The sequence below is a fragment of the Cellulomonas fimi ATCC 484 genome (genome assembly GCF_000212695.1).
Classification (GTDB): domain Bacteria; phylum Actinomycetota; class Actinomycetes; order Actinomycetales; family Cellulomonadaceae; genus Cellulomonas; species Cellulomonas fimi.
In genome coordinates, this window is record NC_015514.1 from 457,911 (window position 1) to 484,849 (window position 26,939).

Below are 26,939 nucleotides of genomic sequence, written 5' to 3' on the forward strand. Positions count from 1 at the left end.
GATCGGGTGCGCACGACCGCCCGGCCGCCGCGCGGTCAGCGGTGCAGGAGCACCGGCATGACGAGCCCGACGTCGGCCGGGCGGTCCGCGGGCGAGACGCCGAGGGCGGCGCGCTCGTCGTCGAGGGACAGCGCGACGTGCTCGGCACGTGCCGCGCGCACGGCGTCGAGCAGGAACGAGCGCGAGTAGCCGAGCGTGTCGCCGGGCCGCGGAGGAGCCAGCGCGACGCGCCCGCCGTCGAGCCGCACGACGACGACGTCGCCGGCGCCCACGACGGCCTCCGTCAGCGCGCCGGACGCCATGGTCGCGGCCGGGAGGCCGCTGGGCGGGAGCAGCCGCTCGTAGTCCGGGTACGCGCCCGCGAGCGCGGCGCTCGTGCGGCCCAGGACCTCCAGGCGGTGCGGGTGCAGCGTCACGGGACCGGAGGCGGGCAGCGTCGCCGCGGTCAGCGCGTCCAGGAACGCCGGCGGAGCGAGCACCCGGACGGGCGGGCCGGACGGCTCGGCGACGGGGACCGAGGCCACGGCCAGGCGGGACCGGTCGCACCCGACGAGCCGCAGCGTCGCCCCGTCCAGGTGCAGGAGGACCCCGGCCAGGCCGGGCCACCGGGCGTCGGCCGCACCCACCGCGTGCCGCACGGCGCCGACGGCACCGACGAGCGCGTCCGCGGCGACGACGCACCGTGCCGGTGCGGCGAGCAGGCCCGCGGCGTCGTCGAGGTGCGCCTGCGCGGCGACCAGGTCCTCCACCAGCCGGCGCCGGTGCCGGTCCAGGACCACGGCCGCGTGCTCGGGAGCCCTGAGCACGGCGACCAGGTCGGCCACCGGCAGCCCGGCCCGGCGCAGGCTCGCGACGAGGCGCGCGGGGTGCACCTGCGCGCCGGTGTACCAGCGGTACCCGGTGACGGGGTCGACGTGCGCGGGGCGCAGCACCCCCGTCGCGTCGTAGTACCGCAGCGCGGTCACCGGCAGGCCGCCCGCGCGGGCGAGCTCGCCGATGCTGAGGAGGTCGTCGTGCACGGACCCACTGTGGGCCCTCCACCGGCACGAGGGTCAACCCGTGAACCGGCGTCGGGCCCACACGGCGCACGCGGCGAGGCCCGCGGCCGTCAGCACGAGCGCCGCGCCCGGCGTCGTCCGTTCCGCGACCGCTCCGAGTGCGGCCGTCGTCGCCATGACCGGCACCGCCTGGACCAGCCCGACCAGGGCCTGCACGCGCGCCAGGTGCGTGCGGGGCGCGGTACCCAGGACGAGCGGCGCGAGCCGCGCGGCGAGGGCGCCGTTGCCGAACCCGAGCACCAGCCCGCCCACCGCGGCGACGGCGGGGGCGGACGACCCGCCCGCGGCGACGAGGACGATCCCCGCGGTGCTCACGGTCAGCCCTGTCGCGAGCGGGAGCGTCGTGGCGCGGCCCGCGCGCCTCGCCGGTCGGGCGGCGAGCAGCGCCGCGCACACCGACCCGACGCCGACGGCACCGGTCACCGCCCCGGTCGCGCCGGGCCCCCAGCCCGAGGTGCGGCCGAGCAGCGGCACGAGGAGCGTCGCGACGGGCAGCGCGAGCGCGGCGGAGGCACCCGTCAGGAGCAGCGCCGCACCGAGCCCCGGTGTGCGCAGCACGACCCCGAGGGCGCTCGGCGCCGCGCGACGCACGGCACCGTCCACCGTCGCCGGGTCGGCGCGCTCGCGCACGACCAGCAGGCTGCACAGCGAGACGGCCGACGCGGCCACGGCGCCCCATGCGACCGCCTGCAGCCCGCCCGCTCCCACGAGCAGGCCGCCCAGCGGTGCGGCGGCGAGCAGCACGACCTGCCCCGAGCCCTGGCGCACGGCGAGCGCGCGGGCGAGCAGTCCGTCCGGAACCAGCCGGCGCGGCATCGACCCCGAGGCGGGCAGGCACAGCGCGGTCACCGTGCCGAGCGCCGCCGCCGCGCCGGCGAGCAGCCACGTGGGCGTCCCGAACCGTGCGAGCGCCACGGCGAGGACGGCGGCCAGCACCAGCAGCGCCGCCTCCCCGGCGACCAGCAGCCGCCGCGCCCCGGACCGGTCCGCGACCGCGCCGCCCACCAGCAGCAGGACCACGCGCGGGAGCCCCCCGGACGCCAGGACGAGCGCGGCGGTCGTCCCGCCGAGCCCGGTCGCCGCCCAGCCGAGCGCGAACGCGAGCGTCGCGTCGCCGAGCCGGCCGACCGTGAGCCCCGCCAGCCAGACGAGGTAGGTGCGGGGCAGGGGCGGGGCCGGTGCGTCGACGACGGTCATGGCGGCACGCTCGGCCCTCCACTTGCACGAGGGTCAACCGTGGACTCGCGCGCACCGCGTCGGGGCGAACGCCGGTCACCGCTGGACGGCCCCGGCGATCAGCTCGGCGACGCGCTTCGGGGTGACTCCCGAGGTGTGTCGACGTGGGTCCCGTCGATCGACGCGATCACGCCGCGGGCTGCAGGGGCTCGTCGGGTGGGCCGTGCTCAGGCGAACCGCACGCTCGCCTCGCCCGTCCCGTCCATGACACCGGGACCGGCTCCGTCCCCGGCGGCAGGCGTGCGGCGCACCGTCAGCACGCCGTCGCGCATCTGCTTGCGGATCTGGAACCCGCTGCTCGGGATCGGGCGGACCGCGCCGGTCTCGTCGACGAAGTCGAACCGCTGGAAGGCCTCGTAGACGCCGTCGCTGGTGCTCGCCGCGGACGCCGGCTGCTCGTCGGTGACCGGCTCCGCTCCCTCGTCGCGGGGCTCGGGTCGGCTCACGGTGCTGATCGTCAGGAGGTCGACCATGCTCCCGCCGGGGAACCACGCGCCGAAGTCCCGCTGCGCGACGGCCGGCGCGGACGCGAACCAGCCGGTGGCCTGCTGCGTCGTGACGGACTCCAGGATGGCGACGCCGCTCGTCTGCAGCCGCTTCTCGTCCTCGCCGTACAGCGAGATCCCGAAGGACATCCCGCAGTGGTGCTCGGCCGACCCGGGGACCTGCGCACCGTCGAGAACCTGCGGGTCACGCATGAGCAGGAAGGCGGGCCGCCCCGGCTCGTAGGGCTCGGTGTCGTCGGTCAGCAGGTGGTGGACGACGACGCTGCCGTCGAGCCGGCGCAGCAGCACCTCGTCGCGGGTGAACGGGCTCACGAGCTCGTGGTCGCGCCCGAAGTCGTCCACGAGCCACGTCCCCCGGGGCAGCGCGTGCACGTTCTCGGGGCGGACCGCGCGGCGCTCGGGCACCGTGGTCCACAGCGCCCGCTGCACGGCGAGGGTCGTGGCCCGGTTGCCTGCGGCGCGCTGGAGGGCCAGCACCGCGGACTCCCGGGGACCGGCCGGGCGCGACCGGGGCCGCGCGGCGAGCGCCGCGACCTGGGGCGCGGGGACGCGCAGCACACCCATGGGGCCGACGCTAACGGCGGGACCGGCCCGTCGCCGCGCGACGCTCAGGCCCGCCGCGCCTCGACGACGAGGAGCGGTGCGTCGTCGGTGCACGGGGAGCGGGACCAGTCGCCCCAGACGTGCGCGACGTCGAACCCCGCCTCGGCGAGCTGGCGCTCGAGCTGCTCGCGTTCGCGGAACTCCAGGGTCAGCCGCTCGACGACGAGCTCGCCGAGGTCCGTGAGCTCGTTGGAGAAGGTGAGCAGCACACGCCCCGGCTCCAGCTCCTCGGCCTCCGTCCACTCCCGCAGCGGGCCGTGGTCGGTGGGGCGGGTCGTCGGCTCGGCGCCCGCCCAGGCCTCCCAGGCACGCACGCGCGGGTTGCGGCTCTCGAAGACGAGCACGCCGCCGGGCCGCAGCGCGTCGTGCAGGTCCGCCAGGGTCCGCTGCCACGCGGGGTCGGGGATGTGCTGCGCGACGTTGCCCGTCATGAGCGCGAGGTCGAACGGGCCGTCGGGGACGTCGCGCGAGTCGCCGTGCACCCACGTCACGCGGTCGCCGCCGGGGCGCCGCGCGGCGTACGCGAGCATCGTGGCGGACGGGTCGACGCCCACGACCCGGCGCCCGGGCCGCACGAGGGCCGCGGTGACGAGGCCGGTCCCGCAGCCGAGGTCCAGCACGGACGTCGCGCCGATCGCGTCGGCGAGCTCGCGGACGTGGTCCAGGTCGGGCCCCGCGGGGTTGTCGGTGTCGTACAGCTCCACGAGCCGGGCGTCGTAGTCGGGCACGCGCCGACGCTAGGTCGCCGCGCGGCGGCGGGCCTAGCGGATTCGTCGCCGGGTGGGTCCCCTCCTCCCGTGGGGGGAGACGGCGGCCGCGCGGGTTTCCGCCGGCGGTCGGTGCTGGGCGCTGCGCCGTCTTCGTAGCGTCGCCGACGGACGCCCGCACGGGCCCGACGACGAGGAGACGCGATGATCGAGGTGGAGGCGCTGACCAAGCGCTACGGCAGCACGACGGCGGTCGACGGCCTGACGTTCACCGCGCGGCCGGGGACGGTCACGGGGTTCCTCGGGCCGAACGGCGCGGGCAAGTCGACGACCATGCGCGTGGTCGTCGGGCTGGAGCGCCCCTCGTCGGGGTCGGCGACGGTCGACGGCCGGCGGTTCGCCGACCTGCCGGCCCCGCTGCACGCGGTCGGCGTCATGCTCGACGCGCGCTCGGTGCACCCGGGCCGCACGGCGTACAAGCACCTGCTGGCGATGGCGCAGACGCACGGCATCGGCAGGGCGCGCGTGCGGGACGTCCTCGCGCAGACGGGCCTGGAGCCGGCCGCGCACCGCCGGGCGGGCACGTTCTCGCTCGGCATGGGGCAGCGGCTCGGCATCGCGGGCGCGCTGCTGGGCGACCCGGCCACGCTGATCCTCGACGAGCCGGTCAACGGCCTGGACCCCGACGGCGTGCTGTGGGTGCGGCGCCTGGTGCGGGAGCTCGCGGCGGAGGGGCGGACGGTGCTGCTGTCGTCGCACCTCATGCACGAGCTCGCGCTGTGCGCGGACCGGGTCGTCATCATCGGCCGTGGGCGGCTGCTGGCCGACGCGTCCGTGCAGGAGGTCGTCGACCGCTCGGAGCGGGCCGGCGTGGTCCGGGTCCGCACGGACGAGCCGGAGCCGCTGGTCCGCGCGCTGACGGCCGCGGGCGCCGACGTCACGCCGCAGGACGGCGGGGTGCTGCACGTGCGGGGCGCGACGGTCGACGAGGTGGGCACCGCGGCGCGCGCGTGCGGCGTCGCGGTCCTCGAGCTCGCCACCGAGCAGGGGTCGTTGGAGGAGGCGTACCTGCAGCTCACGGGCGACGCCGTCGAGTACCGCACGGACGTCACCGCGGGCGGTGCCCGATGAGCGCCGCGACCACCACGCCCCAGCGGGCCGTGACCCCGGCGGGCACCCGCGGACCCGCGTTCGGGCGTGTGCTCGCCGCCGAGTGGACCAAGGTCGTCTCGCTGCGATCGCCGTGGTGGACCGCCGCCGCGACGGTCCTCGTCGGCGGGGCGATCACCTACCTGAGCGCGCAGGCGTCGTCGGTCGACCCGGGGTTCCAGCCGGTCGACTCCCTCACGACCGGCCTGGTGCTCGCGCAGATCGGCCCGCTCGTGCTCGGCGTCCTCGTCGGCGCGGGCGAGTTCCGTACCGGCGCCGTCCGGACGACGTTCACCACGGTGCCGCGTCGGTGGCCCGTGCTCGCGGCGCAGGCGCTCGTCGTCGGTGCGTTCGCGCTCGGCGTCGGCGTCCTGACGGCGCTCGCGAGCGCCCTCGGGATCCTGCCCCCGGCGGCGTCGCGGGGCATCACGGTCGACCTCGCGGCCGGCGACGGTCCCGGCCTGCTGCTCGGGACGGCCCTGCTGGTCGTCGGGCTCGCCCTGCTCGGGCACGCGCTCGGCGCGCTGCTGCGGCGGACCGTCCCGGCGCTGGTGACGGCGCTCGTCGTCGTCCTGGTCCTGCCGGTCGTGCTCATGACCGCGAGCGACCCGCTCCTGGCCGGGGGCGACCCGGCGTCGCTGACGGCCGCCGGCACGGTCCCGCGCGTCACCCTCGTCGGGACGCTCAACATCCTCACGCCCGGCACGGCGGGCAGCCTCATGACGACGTCGCCCTCGGCGGGCGCCATGGAGGGCACGCCCGACCTCGGACCGGTCGGCGGCGGACTCGTGCTCGCCGCGTGGGTCCTCGTCCTGCTCGTCGCCGCGGCCGTGCGGCTGCGCACCCGGGACGTCCGGTGACGGCCGTCGACCAGGGGCGCCCCCCGGTGCGGCGCACCCCGCGCGGCGCGCCGGCGCGCACGGGCGTCACCACCCGCCGTGTCCTGCGTGCCGAGGCCACCAAGCTCACGAGCGTCCCGGCGCACCTGTGGCTGGTGCTGGGCACGGTCGTCGTCGCGGCGGGCACCGCGTACGGGCTCGGGCTGTTCGTCCGGCCCGGCGACGGCCGCTCCGGCTCCTGGGTCGTCACGTCCGGGTTCGTGCTCGCCCAGGTCGGGTTCCTCGTGCTGGGGGTGCTCGTGGGGACGGGCGAGCACACGACAGGCACGAGCCGCACGACGTTCACGGCCGTGCCGCGGCGTCGTCCCGTCCTCGCCGCGCAGGCGGTCGTCACGGCTGCTGCGGCGCTCGTCACGGCGTCCGCCGCGCTGGGCACCTCGTGGCTGGCGACCGCCGGCGTCCGCGGCGGCGACGCGCCGGAGCTGGACCTCGCCGTCCCCGGGACGGCCCGTGCCCTGCTCGGCCTCGTCCTGGCGGGCGTGGCCGTCGCGCTGCTCGGGCTCGGTCTCGGCGCGCTGCTGCGCCGCCCCGCGGACGCGGTCGTCGTCGGCATGGTGCTGGCGGTCGTCGGCGACCACCTGCTCGCCGCGAACCCCGGCAGTGTCACCGACACGATCCGGGCGCTGCTGCCGTCGGCCGGTGCGCGGCTCGTGCAGGACGACGCCGCGCTCGCGGCCCTGGACGCGGCGACGCACGGCCCTCACCTGGGGACGTGGGGCGGCGGCGCCGTCGTCGCCGCGTGGGTGACCGCCGTCCTGGTGGCGGCCGCGTACCGGCTGCGGCGGCATGACCTCCGCTGACGGGCCGGGCGCGGGCGGGGTCGTCCGGCCCAGCCCGGCCGCCGCGCCGACCCGCACCGTGGGCGGGCAGGTCGCCGCCGGATGGGAGAGTGGGCCCGTGGTGATCCGGCGCGCGGTCGCGGTGCGCGCGGCGCGCTCCGCCGACGAGACGCTCACCGAGCAGCAGGTGCGGGGGGCCAGCCCGGTCGCCCGCCTGGTCACGGCGCGGCCGTGGGTCATGGACGTGGCCGTCGCGGGGGCCATGGCGGTCGTCGGGCTCGTCGGCACGATCTTCGTGTGGGAGACCGCCGGGGGAGCCGTCGCCCTCGGGCTGTACCCGCGCGGCTCCGACGTCGTGCACTCGGTGACGCGCACGTGGCTGCTCGGCACCGCGGTCGGCGCGACGCTCCTGCTCGTGCGCCGCACCCGCCCGATCACGGTCACCGCGCTGCTCGCCGTCGCCGCCCTCGCGTCGCTGTGGGCCGACGGCGTGCTCGGCGTCCTGGGCGCGTGCCTGGCGTGCGCGCTCTACAGCGTCGCGGCGGAGCGGGGCGCCGCGACCGCCTGGGCCGTGTGCGGCGGCGTGCTCGTCGTCGTCACGACCGCACTGTGGCAGTGGCAGGACATCGGCCTGATCGAGATCATCGCGTGGTTCGGCGAGGGCACCCGTCCCCGGTCGGCGTTCGGGCCGGGGCTGGAGGAGCCGCTGTTCTCCGCCGGGCGGCGCATGGGCTCCGTGCTGCTGCTGCTCGCGCTGCTCCTGCTCGGCGTGGCCGTCGGGTCGGCAGAGCGGGCGCGTCGCCTGCACGCGGCCGACCTCGTCGAGCGGTACCGCGCGCTGGCCCGCGAGCGCGACCAGAGCGCGGCCCTCGCGCGCGCGGCGGAGCGCCAGCACATCGCGCGCGAGATGCACGACGTCGTCGCGCACAACCTCACGGTCATGGTCGCGCTCGCCGGCGGCGCCGACGCGGCGTTCGATCGCGCACCCGACCGCTCCCGCGAGGCGCTGCGGCAGGTCGCCCGCACCGGCCGGACCGCACTGACCGACATGCAGCGGGTCCTCGGGGCGCTCGGACCGGCGGGCGGCGACGCGACCGAGCCGACCGACGTGGACCTGACGACCGTCGTGGAGCGGTTCGCGGTCACGGGCGTCCCCGTGACGGCGACCGGCCTCGACGTCGCGCTGCCGCAGGACACGGCCGTGCGGCTCGCGGTCGTGCGGATCCTCGGCGAGGCGCTGACCAACGTCCTGCGGCACGCCCCCGGGGCGCCGTCCGTCGAGGTCGCGGTGCGGCGCACGCCCGCGGGCGTCGAGGTCGAAGTCACCGACAGCGGCGGCACGCGGCCCGGCGGCGGAGGCGGCACGGGCCGTGGCATCGTCGGCATGCGCGAGCGTGCCGCGCTGCTCGGCGGCCACGTCGAGGCGGGCCCCCGCCCGGGCGGCGGGTGGCGCGTGCACGCGGAGCTGCCGTGGACCGACGACGAGGGAGACGCCCGATGACGACCGTCCTGCTCGTCGACGACCAGGCGCTGCTGCGCAGCGGCTTCCGGCTCGTCATCGAGTCCGAGCCCGACCTGCGGGTCGTCGGCGAGGCCGCCGACGGGCGCGTCGCGCTCGACCAGGTCGCCGCGCTCGCACCCGAGGTCGTGCTCATGGACATCCGGATGCCCGGGATGGACGGCATCGAGGCGACCCGGCGCATCGTCGCCGCCCACCCGGGCTCGCGCGTGCTGGTGCTCACGACGTTCGACGTCGACGACCTCGCGTTCGCCGCGCTGCGGGCCGGTGCGTCGGGCTTCCTGCTGAAGACGGCCCGTCCCGACGAGCTCGTCGACGCGATCCGCACGGTTGCGGCGGGCACGTCCGTCGTCGCGCCGCGCGTGCTGCGCCGGATGCTCGACCTGTTCGCGCCGCACCTGCCGACGGGCGGCCGCGCGCCCGCCCCGGACGGTCAGGACCCCCGCCTGGCCGCCCTGACGCCGCGCGAGCTCGACGTGCTGCGGCTCGTCGCCGAGGGCGCGTCGAACGTCGAGATCGCCGCCGAGCTCGTCGTCTCGGAGGCGACGGTGAAGACGCACGTGGGCAACGTCTTCGCGAAGCTCGGCGCACGCGACCGCGTGCAGGCGGTGATCATCGCGTACGAGTGCGGGCTCGCCGGCAGCGCGGCCCGCGGCTGAGCCGGGAGACCGGGGGACAGCGCGAGGACCTGGCGCGTCGTCGCGCGCGCGCTCAGCGGTACCGCTCCACGATCGCGCGGCCCGTGGCGGCCAGGTGCTCGCGCACCTCCGGCGGGCCGGTGACCTCGACCCACTCGACGAGCCCGGCGAGCTCACCCGCGAGCACGGACGCGTCGCGCCCCCGGACCACGACCTCGACACGACCGTCGGGGGTCGGACCCCCCACCTCGAGGCGACCGCCGAACCCGCGGCGCAGGATCGGCAGGCCGTGCGGGACGCACAGCGCCCGGGCCTCCAGGGGCGTGCGCCGCCGGTGGACCTCGTCGGCGATCTCCCGCCAGCTCGCGGCGAGGTCGAAGTCCTCGGGCCGGTCGACGGGGTCGTCGGTCGGGTCGACGGACGACACGCGGTCCACCCGGAACGTGCGCCGGCCCGCGCCGGTGCCGCCGACCAGGTACCAGGTCGGGCCCTTCGCGACCAGGCCCCACGGGTGCACGGTCCGCGTCGACGTGGCGCCCGACCCGTCGACGTAGCCGAGCCGCACCTGGACGCCGCGCACCACGGACTCCTGCAGCACGTCGAGGAACGGCGGCGGTGGGCGCCTCGTCCCGTCCGAGCCCCACGGCTGCGGGTCCGTGACGACCGACGCCGCCGCTGCCTCGGCCTGCTCCCGGAACGGCTCCGGCAGGGCGCGGACCAGCTTGCGCAGGGCGGCGCGCACGGCCGGCGTCGCGTCGGCCGCGGGGCCGGCGACGAGGAACAGCGCGCGGGCCTCGCCGGACGTCAGGCCCGACAGGTCGGTGCGGGCGCCCCCGACGAGCCGCCAGCCCCCGCCGCGGCCCTGCACGGAGTACACGGGCACGCCGGCGGTCGCGAGCGCGTCGAGGTCACGGCGCGCGGTCCGCTCCGACACCTCGAGCTCGCGGGCGACCTCGGCCGCGGTCACCTGCCGCCGCTGCTGCAGCAGGAGCAGGGTGGCCACGAGACGGTCGGCGCGCACACGACGACCGTCCCAGAGAAACCGGCCACGAGATGACCGGTTCTCCTCCGCACCATGACGACATGACCACGCAGCCGAGCACCACGCCCATCCCGACCGACTTCCCCGAGCCCACGCTCGTCGCCCTCGACGACGTCGAGCTCGAGGTCTACGAGGCAGGCCCGCGCGACGCGGACCGGGCCGTCGTGCTCTGCCACGGCTGGCCCGAGCACGCCTACTCCTGGCGCCACCAGGTGCCCGCGCTCGCTGCCGCGGGCTACCACGTGATCGTCCCCAACCAGCGCGGCTACGGCCGGTCGTCGTGCCCGGCCGACGTCGCCGCGTACGACGTCGCGCACCTGACGGGCGACCTCGTCGGGCTGCTCGACCACTACGGCCACGAGGACGCCACGTTCGTCGGCCACGACTGGGGCGCCTTCGTCGTGTGGAGCCTCGCCCAGCTGCACCCCGAGCGCGTGAACGCGGTCGTGAACCTGAGCCTGCCGTACCAGGAGCGCGGCGGACGGCCGTGGGTCGACGCCCTGGAGGAGGCGCTGGGCGAGGACTTCTACCTCGTGCACCTCAACCGCCGACCCGGCGTCGCGGACGCCGTCCTCGACGCGGACCCCGAGCGGTTCCTGCGCAACCTCTTCCGCACCGGCCAGCCGCCTGCGCCGCCGCAGCCGGGCATGGCGCTCATCGACCTCGCCCGCACGCAGGACCCGCCCGGCGAGCCGCTGCTGAGCGACGACGAGCTCGCCGTGCTCGTGTCCGCGTTCACGGCGACGGGCTTCACACCGAGCCTGAGCTGGTACCGGAACCTGGACCGCAACTGGCACCTGCTGGCGGACGCCGACCCCGTGGTCCGGCAGCCCGCGCTCATGGTCTACGGCACGCGCGACACCGTGGTCCGCTCCGAGCGGCTCACGGACTTCGTGCCGCACGTGGACGTCGTCGACCTGGACTGCGGCCACTGGATCCAGCAGGAGCTCCCCGAGCAGGCGACCGAGGTGATCCTCACCTGGCTGGCCCGGCACGGCGGGTAGCCCTCGACGGGCAGCGGCGCGACGCCTCGTCCTCGTCGGGGTCGTCTGCCACGCTGCCGGTATGACGGACGGCGGGACGGCGAACGACTACGACAGCTTCGCGGCGCTCTACGCGGCGCAGACCGAGAGCAACGTGCTCAACGCGTACTACGCGCTGCCGGCGATGGAGGCGCTCGCAGGCGACGTGCGGGGCCGTCACGTCCTCGACGCCGGGTGCGGCGCGGGGGCCCTGACCGCCCGGCTGCGCGACCGCGGCGCGACGGTCTCCGGGTTCGACGCCAGCGCCGCGATGGTGGCCCTCGCCCGCGAGCGCCTCGGTGACGACGTCGACGTGCGCGTCGCCGCCCTCGGCGAACCCCTGCCGTACGACGACGCGTCCTTCGACGACGCGGTCTCGTCGCTGGTCCTGCACTACCTCGAGGACTGGGGCCCGGCGCTGGCGGAGCTGCGTCGCGTCCTGCGTCCCGGTGGCCGTCTCGTCGTGGCCGTGCACCACCCGTTCGCGGACTACGCGCACCTCGATCCCCGTCCCGACTACCACGCGACCACCAGCTGGACCGAGGAGTGGACCTTCGGCGAGCAGGCGTTCCCGATGACCTTCTGGCGCCGCCCGCTGCACGCGATGACCGAGGCGTTCACCGCCGCGGGGTTCCGGCTGTCCGTCGTCAGCGAGCCGCAGCCGGACCCCGCTGCGCGCGAGCTCTTCCCGGACGACTTCCGGGACCTCTCCACGAAGATCACGTTCCTCTTCTTCGTCCTCGAGGTCCCCGGCCCCTGAGCCGGACCGTGCCCGATCGGGAACCCGGCCCCTCGCTACGATCGGGAGGTCGGCGGACCCCGGGGAGGCACCGATGGGACGGCACGCATGAGGCGGGCGTCGGCACGCCGGCAGCCCGACCACGAGGCCGCCGAGCCGGCGGAGCGTCGTGCGTCGCCGCCTGCGGCGCTCCTGGCCCTGCAGGCGACGGCGGGCAACCGCGCGGTCGCCGGGCTCCTCGGGGCGGCGCGGTCGCCCCGGGCCGACGCGGTCGCGCTGCAGCGGGCGCTCACGTCGCCGCGGTTCGCGTCCGACACCGTGCTGCAGGACGTCGAGGCCGGCCGGGCGACGCTCGCGCGCGGCGCGACGGGCGACCCGGTGCGCAAGGTCCAGCACGCGGTGCACGACGCGGGCGTGCTGTTCCGCACGTTCGGCGTCGACGGGATCTTCGAGGCGGAGACGGCCCGGCGCGTGCGCCAGTACCAGCAGCGCGAGTCCGTCGGCGGCGACACCGCCGGCGCGGTCGGTGCGCACACCATCCGGTCGCTCGACGCACGGTTCCCCGCGATGGCGCTGCCGTCGACGGCCGGCGACCCGTACACGTTCGCGGGGATGAAGGCGGTGCTCGCGCAGTGGAACTCCGCGATGCTCGCCGACCTGCAGAACCTGCGGGTCGAGATGGTCGCCGGCCTCTCGTGGGCCGACGAGCAGTTCGACGGCACGGGCTGGGTGCCGCACCCCATGCCGGGCGCGGGGGAGACGGCCGGCACGTCGATCACGATCGCGACGGGTGACACCAACGAGAACGTGGCCAAGTCGCTGTACCACGAGTACCAGCACGCGCGGCAGCCGCGGGCCTACCAGACGCGCAGCTGGGAGGCGGAGGAGACGCGGGTGTTCGAGATGGAGACCTACTGGGCGATCGACCGCGGGCTCGCCGCCGACCCGGGCCTGACGACCACGGACCCCACGACGGGCGCCGTGTCGATCGACCCGTCCGGCGTCGGTGCGACGGTCGGCAGCTACCCCGGGGTCGGCGGGCCCGCGGTCGGCGAGGTGATCGCGAAGGTCGGCGCGACGCGGGTGCGGGTGCGGATGCCGAACGGCAGCATCACGGTCCGCAACGCGGTCGCGGGCGACACGGTCCCCGGGCCGCGCACGATCACGCCGCCGCGCCACGTCGTCGCGGCCGCGGAGTGGCGATGACCGGCGCGGGCGCGCTCGACGTGACGGGGGTCGCGGTCGAGCAGGTCGTCACCGACCCGGCCGTCCCTGCGGTCACGCACGCGCGGTTCACGGCCCGCAGCTCCGGGACCGCAGCGCGCCGCCTGGCCGTGTCGGGGGTGCGGGTGCGGTTCCCGGAGCGGACCGTCACGGTGGGGGACGTGTTCGTCTACCGGCTGCCCGCGTACGACGAGGTCCCCGCCGGGGCGATCGAGGTCCCCGCCGGTCGTGAGGACGAGTTCGAGGTGTCGTTCGCCGGGGTCCCGCTGGAGTCGGGGCTCGCGGTCGACGTCGCGGTCGAGGTGGAGATCGCCACGGACGCCGGTGTGCTCGTCGCCGTCAGCCCGTGGACGGGCACGGTCCGCACGCCCCGCCGCTGACGTCGCGGTCGCGCAGCACCGCCGGTGGGCTCGCCGCCGAGCACGGGGTAGTCCTGGACGACGAACGTGCCGTACGACGTCCGGGGCTGCGCCTCCACGACGCCCTGGCACGGCCGTCGTCGTCGACGCGGCTGTTCCGCGTCGAGGCGCCGGCAGGTCAGAGCGGGTCGGGGATCGCCGAGCCCGTGCTCGGCCAGGGCAGCAGCCCGCGCAGGTCCGCGGCGAACCGGCTCAGCTGCTCGCCCGCGTCGACCCAGGTCGTCACCGAGAGCCTCCAGTCGTCCGGCCGCGACACCAGCGGGTACAGCTCCCACGCGAGGCTGACGCGACCGCCGGGGTGGAAGGCCGCGCGCACCTCCAGCCGGTCCGTCGCCCACAGCCGCTCACCGACCCAGCCGTCGCTCTGCGCGGCGAGCGCCCCGACGAAGTCCGGCAGCCAGACGGTGTCGAACCCCCAGACCTCGACCCCGTGCACGTCGGCCCGCAGCCCGCTCGCCGCCGCGGAGACGGAGAACCCCACCCCCTGCTCGCTCGGGAAGTACCGGCTGTGCAGCCGCACGGAGACCTCGGGCTCGTCCCGGCACGTGACCGTGGCGGCGGGCTCGTCGGAGGGTCGCGCGGTGGGCATCCCGGCACCGTAGACCGCCGCGTGCCCGGGCGCCCGGGTCGGGGGTCTCGCACCCCGCGGTCGGCGGTACGCGCGTCGCCCGATCGAGCGACCGCCGGCTGCGGCCGTCACCCTGCCCGGCGCGCGGGACGCGGTCGCAGGTGGTCGACGTCGCGCGACCGTCCCCGCTCGCCACGGCGCAGCACGACGCGCCGGTCGCCGCGCCCGGCGCGTGCGAGCCGTCGGGGCCGTCGCGGCTCCTACGCTCCCGGTATGGCCCGACCCACCCGCGCGACGCGGTACGCCCGACGCCGACGCAGCCGGCTCGCGCGGGTCGAGAACGACCTCACGACGACCGAGTGGAGCGCGCTGCGGGCTGCCTGGGGCGGCTGCGCCTACTGCGGTGCGACCGACCGCCCGCTCCAGCGCGACTGCATCCTGCCGATCTCCCGCGGGGGCCGGTACACCGTCGACAACGTGGTCCCCGCGTGCGGGCCCTGCAACGCGAGCAAGTGCAACGCCGAGGTCGTGTCGTGGTTGCGGCGCAAGCGGCTCGACGAACGCGCCTTCCTCCTGCGTCACGCGGAGATCCGCCTCGTCCTGCGCCCGGCCCCGTAGCTCGTCGCCGGGTGCTCCCCGATCGGGGACACTGGACGCGAGCAACGCATGTCGACGAGGAGTGAGCCGTGCCCCAGGGAACTGTCCGATGGTTCGACGCCGAGCGGGGATTCGGCTTCCTCAGCCTCGGGGACGAGGCCGAGGACCTGTTCGTCCACGCGTCCGAGATCGTCGGCGACGACGGGCCGCGCGTGCTCCGCGAGGGCCAGGAGGTCGAGTTCGAGGTCGGCGAGGGCGACCGGGGTCCCGTCGCGCGTCGCGTCCGCGTCGTCGGCGACGTGGCCGGCGACGCGCCGCTCGGCGTGCTGGGCACGGTGAGCTGGTACGAGCCGACCAAGGGGTACGGCTTCGTCGGCCCGGACGGCGGCGGTCCCGAGATCTTCGTGCACAGCTCGGCCATCGTGGGGGGCGGGGTGATCACGGAGGGCCAGCGGGTCGCGTTCCTCGTGGTGCCCGGCGAGAAGGGCCCCCAGGCCGACCACCTGCTCCCGCTCGGCGCCCAGGCCACCCCCGCGGCGGTCTCCGACGGTGCCGACGGCACCGTCACCTGGTACGACCCCGACAAGGGATTCGGGTTCGTGAGCCCCGACGACGGGGGCGAGGACCTGTTCGTCCACGCCCGCTCGCTGGTGGGCGACCTGAGCGAGCTCGTCGAGGGCGACCGCGTGACGTACGACGTCGCGGCCGGGGACCGGGGCCCGCAGGCCCGCGACGTCCGGCTCGCGGGTGGCTCCACCCGCCGGGCCAGGGCCGCGCAGCCGGCGCACGGCCGGCAGGGGCGCCCGTCGTCGGGCGACGCGCCCGTGCGCGGCGGTGACGGCGTGGTCGCGCGCTTCGACCCCGACCGCGGGTTCGGCTTCATCACCCCCGACGCCGGGGGGCCCGACCTGTTCGTGCACGTGTCGGTCGTGCGGAACGGCGAGGTGCTCGAGGAGGGCGACCGCGTCCGGTTCAAGGTCCGCCAGAGCGACAGGGGCCCGCAGGCCGACCGCGTCGAGCTGCTCTGAGGGTCGTCCGCCGCGCGTCCCGTCGACGGCGGTGGCGTGCCCGAGAGCCCTTCCTCTAGACCGGCGCCGGCGCCGCAGGCGCCCGGTAGACCGACACGTGGGAACGGGAGTCGGCGGTGAGCTCGGCGCCGGACCAGTCGGCGTGCCGGCTCTCGAGGCTCAGGCCCGCCAGCTGCGCCATGAGGTCGAGCTCGGCCGGCCAGACGTACCGGTGCGCGCTGCGGCCGAGGCGCGCCTCGCGGCCCTCGTCGAACCGGAAGTGGTGCGACACGACGCGCTGCTGCAGCACGTCGTAGGTGTCCAGCCCGATGTAGCCGGGCTCCAGCGCCCAGACCGTCGCGCCGGTGCCCGGCGGGAGCTTGCGCAGCTCCGGGACCCACAGCTCGACCACGAACCGGCCGCCCGGGACAAGGTGCCGCGCGGCGTTCCGGAAGCACGCGACCTGCTCCTCCTGCGTCAGCAGGTTGGAGATGGTGTTGAACACGAGGTAGACGAGCGAGAACCGACCCGGCGCGCTCGCGGTCGCCATGTCACCCACGACCACGGGGATCGTCGCCTCGTCGACCTTGGCGCGCAGCTGCTCGACCATCGGCTCCGACAGCTCGATGCCGACGACCTCCACCCCGCGCTCCGCGAGGGGGACGGCCACCCGGCCCGTGCCGATCGCCAGCTCGAGCGCCCGCCCACCGCCCGCGAGCTCGACGAGCCGGTCGACGGTCGGGTCCAGCACCTCGGGCGCGAACATCCCGACGCCCGGGGTGTCGTACTGCTGCGCGGTCTCGGCGTCCCAGATCTGCTGCGGGTCCATGCCGACGACGATCGCAGCGAGTCCGCGGACGGTCCACGCGTTTGAGCCCGTCGGGTCGGCGCCGTGCGCGCTCGCGGCCGGGCCCGCAGCCGGCGGACCGTCGCGTGGCAGGCTGTCGCCGTCAGCGCCGCACGGCGGGACCGAGGAGCGGCGTGTCGCCGACCGCCTACGCGTCCGCTGCCTCCACCTGGTGGCGCAGCAGGTAGTCCAGCAGGGGTCGGTCCACGACGTCCGCATGCTGCTCGAAGTAGGAGTCGAGGGCCTCGAGCAGCTCGGCGGGCGTCACGAGGGGGATGGACGGCTCGCCGACGTTGACGAGGCGGACCGGCCCCTTCGTGTGCACGACGACCCACCCGCGGACCCGGTACCCGTCGTGGTAGGGCTTGCGCGGATCGCCGGAGACGACGTCGTACCGGCCCGACACGGTCCGGTGCTTGCCGATCGCGCCGCCGAGGGTCTCGAGCTCGACGAGGGCAGGTTCCGTCGCGAGTGCCCGGCGGAGGGCGGACACGGCGTGCTCGAGGCGGGGCGGGTGGCGGAGCGTCTCGCCGTCCCGGGTGAGCGTGGTGCCGTCCCAGGTGTAGTCGCCCGCGGGCCACATCTTGGAGTCGACGACGGCCACCTTCCGGCCGGCGAACACCACGTGGTCCAGGTCGGCGTTGTCGGTCCCGGGCCAGCGGACCCCGTTGACGAGGCGAGCGGTGAACCACCGCGTGTTGACGCCGTCGGTCAGGAGGGCGCTCGTGAGCTCCTCACCGGCTCGCCCCGCGGCGGCGTTCTCACCGAACGTCGTGGTCGACAGCCCGGCGCCCGCGAAGCCGTGGGCGGGCCGGCTCGTCACCTCGAGCGGGGTCGTCTCGTCGAGGTGGTTGGCCTGTGCGGTGCGGTAGCCCTCGATCTGCGTGAGGTGGTCCACGTGCGCCTGCCGTGCCCGCGCCGCTGCCGCATGCTGCCGCAGCGGGAGGTCGCGCCTGCTCCTGGCCGTCGCCAGCCAGACGCCTGCCGGCAGCAGCGTGACGAACGCGAGGCCGGTCGCGTTGGCCAGCCACTGGTACACCTTGTCGGCCACCGAGGTGTCGTCGACCCACCAGCCGGCAGCGTCGCCGACGTAGTTCAGGACGACCAGGGCTGCCCAGACCACCTGCAGCGCGACGGAGACCCACCAGACGACCCGAGCGCCGCGCAGGCCCGGGACGTGCGCGGGTTCGGGTGCCGGAAGGGGTGGCACCTCGGGCACCCGCAGCTGGTGCGGCCCGAACGGGGGCCACACCGGGTCGTCGTGATGCGGTCCGTAGGCCCGGAGGCGGCGGAGGGTCTCCGACAGGACGTCGTCCGAACCCCCGGGCGCGCGCGCCGTGGAGTCGTCGGCGTCGGGGGTGGGCGGCCCGCCTGCGGCGGACGTGTGGGTGGTCACTGAACCTCCGGGCGTGCCGGCCCGGACGGTCGTCGGGCGCGCCTGCCCATCGGCACGCGTTCCCGCGGCGTTGAGCGGTTCGCCCGAACGCCACCCGTGCGCGACGTCGACCCGGTGCGGCGGCCCGACCTGCGCCGGTGCGGCCTACCGGCGCGACCAGCGCTGGTTCACCGCTCCCGTGCAGGTCCACAGCAGCACGGCCGTGCTGTTGGCCGTGAGGTTCCGGTCGACGTCCAGGCACAGCCCGGACCGGGCGCCACGGATCGTGCCGTCGGCCTGGGACGTCCACTGCTGGTTGGTGCCGCCGTTGCAGTCCCAGAGCTGCACGCGCGTGCCCGCGGTCGCGCTCGGCGGCGCGTCGAGGCACTTGCCGAGCGAGCGGAGGGTGCCGTCCGCGCCGGCGGTCCAGGTCTGGTTGGCTGCGGTGTGGCAGTCCCAGATCACGAGCCCGGTGCCGTTCGCGGTCGCGCTGCCGGGCACGTCGAGGCAGCGCCCCGACGACGCGCTGACGAGCGCGGTGCCGGTCGGCGGCGGGGTCGTGCCGCCGGCACCGACCCGGAACAGGGCCACGCCGTGCTGGGCGACCTGCGCGGAGATCTGGCCCGTCGTCGAGCCCGTCGCGCCGGTCCACACCTCGCGGTACTGGTACGTCCCGGCACCGAGGCCGACCTGCCCGAGCGTGGTCGAGATCTGCCGGGTGCCAGAGCCGCGGTTGAGCAGCGCGACGGCGACGGAGCCGTCCGCGAGCGGCTTCGCCCACACCTCGGCGTCGCCGTCGTCCCGCACGCGGTCGGCCTGCCGCACGAGCGGGTCCTGGTCGATCGCGAGGACGTCGCGGTTGGTGAGCACCGCGCGCACGTCGGCGCTCATGCTGCGCAGGTCGTTGCCGGCGATCAGGGGAGCGCCGAGCATCGCCCACATGCTCATGTGGGCCCGGTTCTCGGTGGCGGTGAGCGCGTTCCGCACGCCCACCATCAGCATGTCGGGGTCGTTGTACTGGCCCGGCCTCGTCCACTCGCGCATCGGCTCGACGATGTCCAGCGCCTCGGTGATCCCGACGAAGCAGTCGGCGGATGGCGCGCAGCCGGTCGACCACGAGGCCGACAGGTCCTCGGAGGTCCGCCACATGTCCGAGAACGCGCCCCAGCCGGAGTACGTCGGGGCCGTGTTGGAGTGCGCGCTGTTCGGGTTGATCGAGTAGACGATCGGGCGGCCGGTGGCCTTGAGCGCGGCGCCGAACCGCTGGAAGACGGCCGCCTGCTCGGTCGCGCTGCCGCGCGGGTCGCACCAGTCGTGCTTGACGTAGTCGACGCCCCACGACGCGAAGAGGGTCGCGTCCTGCGCCTCGCGCCCGTACGACGACGTGCCCGGGAGGTTCGCGAAGTACTGGTTGCACGTCTTCTCGCGCGGCGCGTGGTAGATCCCGAACTTCAGCCCCTTGCTGTGGATGTAGTCGCCCAGCGCCTTCATCCCCGACGGGAAGCGGTCGGTCCGTGCCCGCAGGTTGCCGTTCGCGTCGCGGGTGTCCTGCATCCAGCAGTCGTCGACGACGACGTACTGGTACCCGGCGGCGGCCATCCCCGAGCTCACCATCGCGTCCGCCGTCTGCCGGATCATCTGCTCGTCGATGTTGCAGTAGAACGTGTTCCAGCTGTTCCAGCCGAGCGGCGGCAAGGGAGCGGGCTCGTCGACTGTGGGTGCAGCGAGCGGGACCGCCGCGGCGCCAGGGGCCCGCGGGGCGGCCGCGTCGGCGCCCGTCCCGAGGCCGACGGCGCAGACGGTCAGGGCGGCCGTGGCCAGCGTCGTGGTCCAGCGACGAGGACTTCTCACGAGAGCACTCCCTTGTGCGGCGGTCGTGGCGGTGGCGGAACGGCGAGGCGGCCCGTGGCGAGGTCGGCGGTGACCAGGCCGGGTCGGCGCGCGGGATGTGAGCGTTCACACGAGCGGACGACCACCATCGTGCCAGCGCCCGGCCTCGTACGGACCTCCCGGTCGCGTCCCGAAACGCTTAGGGAGCTGGTCGTCCGTCGGGGTCTACCACGCCCGGTCCACGGGTCTGCCTGACGGTTAGCGCCGCCGAGGTCGCGCACGGCAAGCCGGCGCCGGACCTGTACCTGCACGCCGCCCGGCAGATGGGTGTGAGCCCGGCGGCGTGCGTCGTGGTCGAGGACAGCCGGTACGGGGGTGCAGGCGGCGCGCGCGGCCGGGATGCGTTCGCTCGGGTACGCGGTGGGCTCACACCGGCGGAGTGGCTCGAGGGGCCGGGCACGACCGTGTTCGACGACATGCGGGCACTGCCCCCGCTGCTCGCGTCGGTCTGACGGGATCCCTTGAGCGGCCGCGACGCATCGTGGTCGAGGCGGCGACCGGCCTCCGGCCGAGCAGCGGGTACGCGCCGCCGAGCGTGCCGAGGGGGTCGCGCGAGCGCTTGAGCTCCTGCAGCCGCGCGAACGCGTCGGGGGAGTAGGCGGCAGCCGCGCCCTCGCCCGGGCTGAGGAAGGTGACGGGCTTGCGACCGGTAGCCACGTCACCGAGGTCGGCAGGGAGCCGGCCGAGACGCTCGCCGACGGCGGACGCGAGGCCCGGCTCGTGGGCCAACCCGAACGCGTCGAGCAGGTATGGCTCGATGAGCACGCCGAGCGCGCCGTCGTCCGGGCCAGCGGCGAGCGCGCCACCGAGACGCGCCGCTCGCGCACGCACGGCGTCTGCTGTACCCGGGGTTCGACTACGAGCTCGGCGACGACGGCATGGACGAGAGCGAGCGCGCCTGCACGGACTCGCCGTACTGGCAGTCACCCGAGACGCCGCAGCACCGTTCACGGACCGGCTCGGGCTACCTCCACGCTGAGCGCATCCCGGTCGTCCTCACGCTCCGAGCGTGGCGGCCTGCGGTCGTGCCGGACGTCAGGTCGGTGCGGCCGACAGCAGCCAACCACCGAGGGTGACGAGCGCCAGGACCATGACGGGCGGCACGAGGCTGCGCACGTACGCGCCGGCCGGCACGCCCGGAGCGAACGGCGGGATCCACGTCGGCAGGCTGAACCAGACGATCACCGGGCACGGCAGCAGGCACACGAGCGCGAGGGCGAGCTGCCAGCTCGGGTACGTGACGAGCGCGACGAGCACCCCGAACGTCAGCACGCCCAGGACCGCGACGGACACGGCGCGAGCCAGCGCCAGGCGGCGGCCGGTCAGCAGCGGGGCGGTGCTCACGCCAGCACGATAGCGGCGGCCCGCGGGTGCTCCGGCCGCTCGGGCGGCCACGGCCGCGAGCCCGTGGCCGTGGCCGTGGCCGTGCGTGATCACGCTCGGAGCCAGTCCAGCAGAGGCAGAATGCGTTGAGCGACCTCGACGGGGAGCAGGCCGTCCGTCGCGAGCCGATGGACCTCGGGCGGTGCCTTCTCCTCGAGCAGCTCGGCGGCCTGGGCGCTGCGCTCCAGATGACGGGCCAGGCTCTCGCCCCGCTCTCGGCAGGCGAGCCGTGCGCATGTCGTGACGTCGGATGCCGAGAGAAGGACAGCCGTGACGCGCGGCTCGTCACCCATCGCTGCCGCGATGCTCGTGGTGTGGAGCACTGCGACGGTGTTCGTGTACACGAGGCGGCGGTAGCCGAGCGACCGGTAGTTCGCCCAGACGGCCGCGAGGTTGCGCTCGGCGAGTCGGTGCTCCCACGGAGCAGGGTGCGCCAGGTCGAGGGCGTCACCCTCGATGACGGCGTGCTGGACGTCGCGCTGCCTGAGCAGGTCGTGCAGAGCGAAGGCCGCGGACGACTTCCCCACGCCGGACCGTCCGCCGATGACCACGAGATGCGAGCCGCTCACAGTCGGCATGCTCCCACCGCGTCGTGCCGGGCGCCGTGACGAACGCCCCGGCGCCCCTGGTCATGCTGCGTCGACGGCCGCGGTGAAGTCGAGGATGGCCGCCGCGAGCGCGTCCGGGGCCTCCAGGGCCGCGTAGTGACCGACGCCCTCGAGCTGGACGGCGGTGACCTCACCTGCCGTGACCTGGTCGAGCGTCGCGGAGGTGAACGGTCCACCGCCTGCGCCGACGGCCAGCACGGGCACGGTCAGCGGTCTCGACTTCGCCAGTGCCCTGAGGTCCTCGCCCTCCGTGAGCATCGAGCGGTAGAGGCCGACGGCCCCGCGCCAGCCGCCGGGGCGGGCGTAGGTGCGAGCGAGCTCGTCCACGTCGGCGTCGGTGACGGACCCGGCGACGGCGGTCATGCTCGGGAAGGCCCACCGGCCGAGCAGCTCGCGCTCGCGGCCGGTGAACAGCAGCTCCGGGATGCCGGCTGCCGCGAGGGCCCCGATGTGCCACGAGCCGCCGTGCGTGACGTCCGCCAGGCCCTCCAGGCCGAACCCCGCCAGGCCCGCCTCGATCGCCGTGAGGCTGAGGACGTCCTGCGGGTGGGTGGCGACGAGCCGGAACACCGTCCCTCCGCTGATGTCCTGCGTGGTCACGTGCACGGGTCCCCAGCCCAGGTGCTCGATCAGCCCGTGCAGGTCCCGTGCGGCGGTCGTGCTGTCGTGGTCGTCGTCGGCGGTGCTGGAGTCGCCGAAGCCGCGCAGGTCGACGGCGACGACCCGGTGCGCCTCGGCGAGCAGGGGGATGACGTTGTGGAACGCCCACCACGTCTCCGGGAAGCCGTGCACGAGCAGGACCGGCGTCCCGGTGGAGCCCGCGGTCACGTAGTGGATCCGCGCACCGTTGATCCGCGCGGTGTGGTGGGTGGCGGCGGGGATGGTCGCCTGCGTGGTGCTCATCGTCGACTCCTCGGATGGACAACTAGGTTGTCGACTACTGTAGACAACCGGGTTGTCCATGTCCACCGTGGCGTCTAGGCTCCTCGTCATGTCCCGGTCCGGTGCCGACCTCGCCCTGCTGCTGCTCAGCGGCTTCCGCACGCTCGTGGACGGTGCGATGGTCGAGCTGGCCGCTCGCGGCTACGACGACTTCCGTCCCACTCACGAGTTCGCGATGCGCGCGATCCTCGCCGGCGCCGACAGTGCGTCCGACGTCGGACGACGCCTGTCCGTCTCCAAGCAGGCGGCCGCGAAGACCGTCGCGGTCCTCGTCGACCGCGGCTACGTGTCGAGCGACCCTGACCCGTCCGACGCCCGACGCAACCGGCTCCAGGTCACCGCCCGCGGGCTCGACGTCCTGCGCGAGGGCGAAGCGGTCTTCGACGACCTGCGCGCGCGGTGGGAGGAGACGCTGGGCGCCGCGGAGCTCGCGCACCTCGAGGCAAGCCTGGTGAAGGTCGTCGGTGGAGCGACGGTGGACCCGGACGCACCCGGGTGGGTCGGCCAGGACGTGGCCGCGATCGAGCAGTAGCCGGCCGCCGCTGGGCGGGTCCCTGTGGCGACGGATGAGACTCGGGAGCGCTCAGAGCTCGCGCAGCATGGTGTCCGAGCCCCCGTTGCGGCCGACCGTCACGAAGCCGTGCCGGACGTAGAGCGCACGGGCGGCGGCATTCCCGTCCTCGACGCTCAGGCTCACAGCCCGCCACCCGAGACCGCGCGCCTGCTCGAGGCATCCGGCGAGGAGCGCGGACCCCACACCCCGGCCGTGGTACGGACGAGAGACCGCCATGCCCAGCTCCGGGACGTCGTCCGCCACGTAGCCGTAGCCCGGCGTGGCGGCCGGCAGGGCGCGCGCCCAGACGGCGCCGAGCGGGCAGCCGTCCTCGTCGGTCGCGACGAGCCCGAAGTCGTCCGGTCGCTTCCAGCCTCCGAGGTAGCGCCCTGTGTGGGCGTCCGCGACCACCTCGGCGCGGGTGAACCGCGGCGTGCCGTCCCAGTTGAACGCCTCGAGCAGCAGGTTGTGGAGCAGGTCGAGGTCGTCGCCGGTCGCGTCGCGCAGCATCACGGCCGCGATCCTCGCACGATGCCCCGGAACGCACGGCCGACCGCAGGAAGCGCGTCGCTGACGGGTGTGCTGCCGGCGTGCGTCTCCCTGCGTGAGCACGTCGGGCACGCGCGGATCACGGGACGTCAGTCGGTGTCGGTCGCGGCCAGCACGGCCAGGCGCCGACGGTCCGGCCCGAGGGCGGCCAGGCCGATGTCCCAGGCCACACGCTCGAACCACTCCGTGCCCGCCTCGAAGCCGTACCAGATGCTGTCCCGCGCACGAGCCTCGACGTCACCGACGCCGTCGCCTTCCGGGCTGCCCGCCAGCGCGGCCAGCGACCGCCAGGCGGCCAGCCGGCCGTAGGCGCCGTAGGCGCCGTGGTTGTACGCCCCTCCCGTGGAGGCCGCAGCGAAGAGCACCTGCCATGCCCGAGCCGGGGGGTGGACGGCGACCGACACGGCGGCCCCCGTCCCTGCGCCGTGCAGGCACTTCAGCCCCAGCGTCAGGAGCGCATCCGGGACCGACGCGGCGTCCAGGGGTTCTGCCAGCGCGAACACCCGCGCCTCGATGCGGCCGTTGGACTCGTCGGCCCAGTTCGACACGGCGGCGGCCATCGCTGTGGCGACGGCCGGTGTCGTCGTCTCCTTCGACGACGGGACAGGTGCGCCGGAGATCACCGCCGGCTCGCGGCTCGTCGACGGCCCGTAGGGCATCGCGTGGCTGCCACCACGTGCGTGGTAGCTCGGCAGAGCTGCGCCGGCCTCCAGCTCGGAGCGTGTCCGCGGCAACCACCCCAGAGGGTGACGACTCCCGTGGGGCGACGTCGCCCACTCCGCGATCCCAGGTGTCTCGTCGACGACGACGCCCCGGAGAACCAGCTCCTGGACCAGGCACGCCCGCAGCTCCTCCGACGCGGGTCCGGTGAACGCCGCAGCGAGGTGCGCGACCTCGTGGCTCGATGCCAGCAACGAGGCCATGGAGCGATCGCGCTTCGGGCTGGTGACCTCCGCCGCGGAGACGAGCCGCAGTGCCTGGACCACGTTCTCCGGACCAGCGGTGGTCGCGAGCAGCCGAAGCAGATGGCCGAAGACGCTGGTGTACTGCCACATCCGCTCGCTGGAGCCGTACGCCCGGGCGAGGGCGAGGCCCAGGTCCGCCGCGAAGGCTGCGTCCCCCTGCGCGACCCGGGCGTCGGCCAGCGCGAACACGCCGGTGACGTCCTGCAGCTCCGGCAGCTCGGCCACGATCTTCTCGATCCCATCGACCACGGCTCTGAGACTACGCACCCGACGGGCGCGTTCACCGGGCGCCAGCGGTGACCGCGGAGTCCTAGGACAAGACCTCGGCCAGGCCGAACCCAGGAGCTCACGCGACGAGATCGCGTCACGGTGGTGAAGCGCCGAAGGACCTGTCGACTCAGCCGGCCGTGCTGATGACCAGGCCCTCGGCAGTCACCTCGACGGCGCAGGCCGCGAGGTCGGGCACCACGACGTGCGCTGCGCTCAGGTCGTGGGCCGGGTGGGAGGTCGCCACCCCGAGCACGTGCGCCCCCGCTGCACGTCCCGCCTCCAGGCCGGCTGGTGCGTCCTCCACGACGAGGCACCGGCGAGGGTCGAAGCCGAGCTGCCGGGCTGCGTTCAGATATCCCTGCGGGTCAGGCTTGCCCAGGAGGACATCCTCTGCCGCTACCAAGACGTCGGGCACCGGCAGCCCGGCGGCGGCCAGCCGCGCACGCATCAGCAATCGCGACCCCGACGTCACCGCGGCCCATCGATCGGATGGGAGGCGCGACAAGAGGTCTCGCGTGGCGGGGAGCGCGGTCACGTCGTCGAGGTCTGCCATCTCCAGCCGCTCGAGCTCATCGACCGCTGCGGCGCGCTGGTCTCTCGGCAGGAACTCGGCCACCGTGTCCTCCGAGCGGCGCCCGTGACAGACCCTGAGGACCTCCCGAGCGTCGATCCCGCGGGCAGCGCACCATGCCCCCCACGTGCGCTCGACCACGGCGGTCGAGTCCACCAGTGTCCCGTCGATGTCGAACAGGATCGCGTCGACGTCCAAGCGCATGCGCAGCAACCTACAGGGGGTGATCAGCGGCTGTAGAAGCTCTCGGAACGTGTCCGGCAGGCGTGCGCCTGGCGTGCGAGCGGTCACGGTGGTCAGTCGGCGTTCGTCTCATCTGCCTGTCCGAGTCCTCAGCGAGCTGGGGGAGCCCGCCACAGACGTGCCCGGCGTCGAGCGTGCGCGAGCTCCGGCGGACACCGTGCGGATGCGTCGAGTGCAGCCGGGACCGGGGCGCCGAGCGTCACGCCGGCGGCGAGGATGCCGCGCCGAGCCCTTGGGCTTACTGCCCGGTCGTGCTGCGCTTGCGCCCGCGTGGCCCCGAGATGGGCGCCCGTCCGGTGACGTCGCCCTCGCACTCGTGCCGCTCCAAGGGGCCGGATCAGCCAGGTGAGGGCTGCACGTCCAGCGTGACGACGTAGCCGCTCAGCCGGACGCCAGGACCGCCCGTGGCGGTCTCCTCGACGTGCGCCACCTCGCGCAGGAACGCCGTGCCTGGCACCGGGGACAGCACGCCCCCGACACCGGAGCCTGCGTAGCCGACGAAGGCAGCGTGGATCTCGAGCACGGTTCCGTGCGTCGAACGACTGGTGTCGTCCGACGCGCCGTGGCTGTTCTCGACAAGAGAGATGCGCTGGGCGACGTCACGGGGAAGCACGGTTTCGAGCGAGTCGGATTCAGGATCTGCAACGTGCCAGTCGACGGAGTCCCCCACGCCGAAGACGCTCCCGCAGCACGTCAGCGTCAGCTCGGGGACCCAGACGACGACCGGCACCGGGCCATTCTGCACCGGACTTGTCCGCCGTCCGTCGCCGTGACCTGAGTCCTGACAGGAACGGGAGACGACCGATGTCTCGTTCGCGTCTGGATCTCAGACGACGCCCGAGGGTCCGCTGAGTAGTCGCGGCGAGCAACACGAGCTCGTCGTTCACCCGGGGCCGGACAGCACTCATGGACGAGCTCGGGATTCTCGGCGAGCCGTCTCGCACAGTGACAGGAGACCAGTTGCACGCAGTGGAGAACTTGCTCGGGGCTCTTCGGACGTGGCTGTCCCCGCTCGCCCTTGCCCCTCTCGT

At 75.2% G+C, this 26,939-nt stretch carries 30 protein-coding genes; 13 read left to right on the forward strand and 17 right to left on the reverse strand.

Features of this window, described 5'->3' with window-relative positions:
* Positions 1 to 35: 35 nt before the first annotated feature.
* The 4 genes from CELF_RS02075 to CELF_RS02090 all read right to left on the reverse strand — a co-directional run bounded on the left by CELF_RS02075 (position 36) and on the right by CELF_RS02090 (position 4,131).
* A complete protein-coding gene (locus CELF_RS02075) occupies positions 36 to 1,019 on the reverse strand; it encodes a MerR family transcriptional regulator (RefSeq protein ID WP_013769591.1) in 984 nt (327 codons plus the stop codon).
* Between the two features lie 33 nt (positions 1,020 to 1,052).
* Entirely contained in the window at positions 1,053 to 2,255 is a 1,203-nt protein-coding gene (locus CELF_RS02080; RefSeq protein ID WP_013769592.1) for an MFS transporter, read from the reverse strand.
* Between the two features lie 206 nt (positions 2,256 to 2,461).
* Entirely contained in the window at positions 2,462 to 3,364 is a 903-nt protein-coding gene (locus tag CELF_RS02085; RefSeq protein WP_013769593.1) for a hypothetical protein, read from the reverse strand.
* A 44-nt stretch (positions 3,365 to 3,408) separates the two neighbouring features.
* On the reverse strand, positions 3,409 to 4,131 hold the full coding sequence (locus CELF_RS02090; protein WP_013769594.1) for a class I SAM-dependent methyltransferase: 723 nt from the start codon (positions 4,129 to 4,131) through the stop codon (positions 3,409 to 3,411).
* Between the two features lie 183 nt (positions 4,132 to 4,314).
* Here CELF_RS02090 and CELF_RS02095 point away from each other — a divergent pair, with 183 nt between their 5' ends.
* From CELF_RS02095 to CELF_RS02115, 5 genes are read left to right on the forward strand one after another with little or no spacing between them, the layout of a single operon-like run.
* Positions 4,315 to 5,241 carry an ABC transporter ATP-binding protein gene (locus CELF_RS02095; protein ID WP_013769595.1) on the forward strand — a complete coding sequence of 309 codons (927 nt, stop codon included), beginning with the start codon at positions 4,315 to 4,317 and terminating at the stop codon, positions 5,239 to 5,241.
* A complete protein-coding gene (locus tag CELF_RS02100; RefSeq protein WP_013769596.1) occupies positions 5,238 to 6,119 on the forward strand; it encodes an ABC transporter permease subunit in 882 nt (293 codons plus the stop codon). The genes CELF_RS02095 and CELF_RS02100 overlap by 4 nt, the downstream gene beginning before the upstream one ends.
* Positions 6,116 to 6,958 carry a membrane protein gene (locus CELF_RS02105; protein ID WP_013769597.1) on the forward strand — a complete coding sequence of 281 codons (843 nt, stop codon included), beginning with the start codon at positions 6,116 to 6,118 and terminating at the stop codon, positions 6,956 to 6,958. Before CELF_RS02100 ends, CELF_RS02105 begins: the two co-directional genes overlap by 4 nt.
* Positions 6,945 to 8,438 (forward strand): sensor histidine kinase, encoded by a 1,494-nt coding sequence (locus CELF_RS02110; protein WP_013769598.1) that lies wholly within the window; start codon positions 6,945 to 6,947, stop codon positions 8,436 to 8,438. Before CELF_RS02105 ends, CELF_RS02110 begins: the two co-directional genes overlap by 14 nt.
* Positions 8,435 to 9,115, forward strand: coding sequence for a response regulator (locus CELF_RS02115; protein ID WP_013769599.1), 681 nt, complete (start codon positions 8,435 to 8,437; stop codon positions 9,113 to 9,115). The genes CELF_RS02110 and CELF_RS02115 overlap by 4 nt, the downstream gene beginning before the upstream one ends.
* Positions 9,116 to 9,167: 52 nt before the next feature.
* Here the strand turns inward: CELF_RS02115 and CELF_RS02120 are convergent, their stop codons facing one another.
* On the reverse strand, positions 9,168 to 10,115 hold the full coding sequence (locus CELF_RS02120) for a helix-turn-helix transcriptional regulator (RefSeq protein ID WP_013769600.1): 948 nt from the start codon (positions 10,113 to 10,115) through the stop codon (positions 9,168 to 9,170).
* 62 nt (positions 10,116 to 10,177) lie between these two features.
* On the opposite strand from CELF_RS02120, the gene CELF_RS02125 reads away from it, so the two are divergent.
* The 4 genes from CELF_RS02125 (at position 10,178) to CELF_RS02140 (ending at position 13,501) form a co-directional block, all read left to right on the forward strand.
* Complete coding sequence (locus tag CELF_RS02125; RefSeq protein ID WP_013769601.1) at positions 10,178 to 11,140, forward strand: alpha/beta fold hydrolase; 963 nt, start codon at positions 10,178 to 10,180, stop codon at positions 11,138 to 11,140.
* Between the two features lie 61 nt (positions 11,141 to 11,201).
* Positions 11,202 to 11,918, forward strand: coding sequence for a class I SAM-dependent methyltransferase (locus tag CELF_RS02130; protein ID WP_013769602.1), 717 nt, complete (start codon positions 11,202 to 11,204; stop codon positions 11,916 to 11,918).
* A gap of 87 nt (positions 11,919 to 12,005) precedes the next feature.
* Positions 12,006 to 13,103 (forward strand): peptidoglycan-binding domain-containing protein, encoded by a 1,098-nt coding sequence (locus CELF_RS02135; protein WP_013769603.1) that lies wholly within the window; start codon positions 12,006 to 12,008, stop codon positions 13,101 to 13,103.
* Positions 13,100 to 13,501, forward strand: a complete 402-nt coding sequence (locus CELF_RS02140; protein WP_013769604.1) for a hypothetical protein — start codon at positions 13,100 to 13,102, stop codon at positions 13,499 to 13,501. Before CELF_RS02135 ends, CELF_RS02140 begins: the two co-directional genes overlap by 4 nt.
* A gap of 157 nt (positions 13,502 to 13,658) precedes the next feature.
* Here CELF_RS02140 and CELF_RS02145 read toward each other — a convergent pair whose 3' ends face one another.
* Positions 13,659 to 14,129 (reverse strand): DUF6228 family protein, encoded by a 471-nt coding sequence (locus CELF_RS02145; protein WP_013769605.1) that lies wholly within the window; start codon positions 14,127 to 14,129, stop codon positions 13,659 to 13,661.
* 252 nt (positions 14,130 to 14,381) lie between these two features.
* Between CELF_RS02145 and CELF_RS02150 the strand changes: the two genes are divergently transcribed.
* Together CELF_RS02150 and CELF_RS21340 are read left to right on the forward strand one after the other, a co-directional pair.
* On the forward strand, positions 14,382 to 14,726 hold the full coding sequence (locus CELF_RS02150) for an HNH endonuclease (RefSeq protein WP_013769606.1): 345 nt from the start codon (positions 14,382 to 14,384) through the stop codon (positions 14,724 to 14,726).
* Positions 14,727 to 14,794: 68 nt separating this feature from the next.
* Positions 14,795 to 15,733, forward strand: coding sequence for a cold-shock protein (locus CELF_RS21340; RefSeq protein WP_013769607.1), 939 nt, complete (start codon positions 14,795 to 14,797; stop codon positions 15,731 to 15,733).
* A 55-nt stretch (positions 15,734 to 15,788) separates the two neighbouring features.
* On the opposite strand, the gene CELF_RS02160 is transcribed toward CELF_RS21340, so the two are convergent.
* The 3 genes from CELF_RS02160 to CELF_RS02170 all read right to left on the reverse strand — a co-directional run bounded on the left by CELF_RS02160 (position 15,789) and on the right by CELF_RS02170 (position 19,785).
* Positions 15,789 to 16,541 (reverse strand): class I SAM-dependent methyltransferase, encoded by a 753-nt coding sequence (locus tag CELF_RS02160; RefSeq protein ID WP_013769608.1) that lies wholly within the window; start codon positions 16,539 to 16,541, stop codon positions 15,789 to 15,791.
* A gap of 166 nt (positions 16,542 to 16,707) precedes the next feature.
* Complete coding sequence (locus CELF_RS02165; protein ID WP_013769609.1) at positions 16,708 to 17,955, reverse strand: hypothetical protein; 1,248 nt, start codon at positions 17,953 to 17,955, stop codon at positions 16,708 to 16,710.
* A 144-nt stretch (positions 17,956 to 18,099) separates the two neighbouring features.
* Positions 18,100 to 19,785, reverse strand: coding sequence for a glycoside hydrolase family 27 protein (locus CELF_RS02170; protein WP_013769610.1), 1,686 nt, complete (start codon positions 19,783 to 19,785; stop codon positions 18,100 to 18,102).
* 230 nt (positions 19,786 to 20,015) lie between these two features.
* Between CELF_RS02170 and CELF_RS02175 the strand changes: the two genes are divergently transcribed.
* A complete protein-coding gene (locus CELF_RS02175) occupies positions 20,016 to 20,276 on the forward strand; it encodes an HAD family hydrolase (protein WP_269471696.1) in 261 nt (86 codons plus the stop codon).
* Here CELF_RS02175 and CELF_RS20710 read toward each other — a convergent pair.
* The 4 genes from CELF_RS20710 to CELF_RS02190 form a co-directional block, all read right to left on the reverse strand.
* Positions 20,191 to 20,655, reverse strand: a complete 465-nt coding sequence (locus CELF_RS20710) for a hypothetical protein (RefSeq protein WP_174302266.1) — start codon at positions 20,653 to 20,655, stop codon at positions 20,191 to 20,193. The two genes, CELF_RS02175 and CELF_RS20710, sit on opposite strands and share 86 nt — an antisense overlap.
* Positions 20,656 to 20,859: 204 nt before the next feature.
* Positions 20,860 to 21,168: a hypothetical protein gene (locus CELF_RS02180; RefSeq protein WP_126297648.1), complete on the reverse strand. Its 309-nt coding sequence runs from the start codon at positions 21,166 to 21,168 to the stop codon at positions 20,860 to 20,862.
* An 89-nt stretch (positions 21,169 to 21,257) separates the two neighbouring features.
* Positions 21,258 to 21,785, reverse strand: coding sequence for an ATPase (locus CELF_RS02185; RefSeq protein ID WP_013769612.1), 528 nt, complete (start codon positions 21,783 to 21,785; stop codon positions 21,258 to 21,260).
* 51 nt (positions 21,786 to 21,836) lie between these two features.
* Entirely contained in the window at positions 21,837 to 22,778 is a 942-nt protein-coding gene (locus CELF_RS02190; protein WP_232014288.1) for an alpha/beta fold hydrolase, read from the reverse strand.
* Positions 22,779 to 22,806: 28 nt separating this feature from the next.
* On the opposite strand from CELF_RS02190, the gene CELF_RS02195 reads away from it, so the two are divergent.
* Positions 22,807 to 23,289 carry a MarR family winged helix-turn-helix transcriptional regulator gene (locus tag CELF_RS02195; protein ID WP_041553313.1) on the forward strand — a complete coding sequence of 161 codons (483 nt, stop codon included), beginning with the start codon at positions 22,807 to 22,809 and terminating at the stop codon, positions 23,287 to 23,289.
* 51 nt (positions 23,290 to 23,340) lie between these two features.
* Here the strand turns inward: CELF_RS02195 and CELF_RS02200 are convergent, their stop codons facing one another.
* From CELF_RS02200 to CELF_RS02215, 4 genes are all read right to left on the reverse strand, one after another.
* Entirely contained in the window at positions 23,341 to 23,820 is a 480-nt protein-coding gene (locus tag CELF_RS02200; RefSeq protein ID WP_212758597.1) for a GNAT family N-acetyltransferase, read from the reverse strand.
* 128 nt (positions 23,821 to 23,948) lie between these two features.
* On the reverse strand, positions 23,949 to 25,073 hold the full coding sequence (locus CELF_RS02205) for a DUF6183 family protein (RefSeq protein WP_013769616.1): 1,125 nt from the start codon (positions 25,071 to 25,073) through the stop codon (positions 23,949 to 23,951).
* A 148-nt stretch (positions 25,074 to 25,221) separates the two neighbouring features.
* Positions 25,222 to 25,869, reverse strand: coding sequence for an HAD family hydrolase (locus tag CELF_RS02210; protein WP_013769617.1), 648 nt, complete (start codon positions 25,867 to 25,869; stop codon positions 25,222 to 25,224).
* 376 nt (positions 25,870 to 26,245) lie between these two features.
* Complete coding sequence (locus CELF_RS02215) at positions 26,246 to 26,638, reverse strand: DUF6578 domain-containing protein (RefSeq protein WP_126297649.1); 393 nt, start codon at positions 26,636 to 26,638, stop codon at positions 26,246 to 26,248.
* Positions 26,639 to 26,939 lie beyond the last annotated feature (301 nt).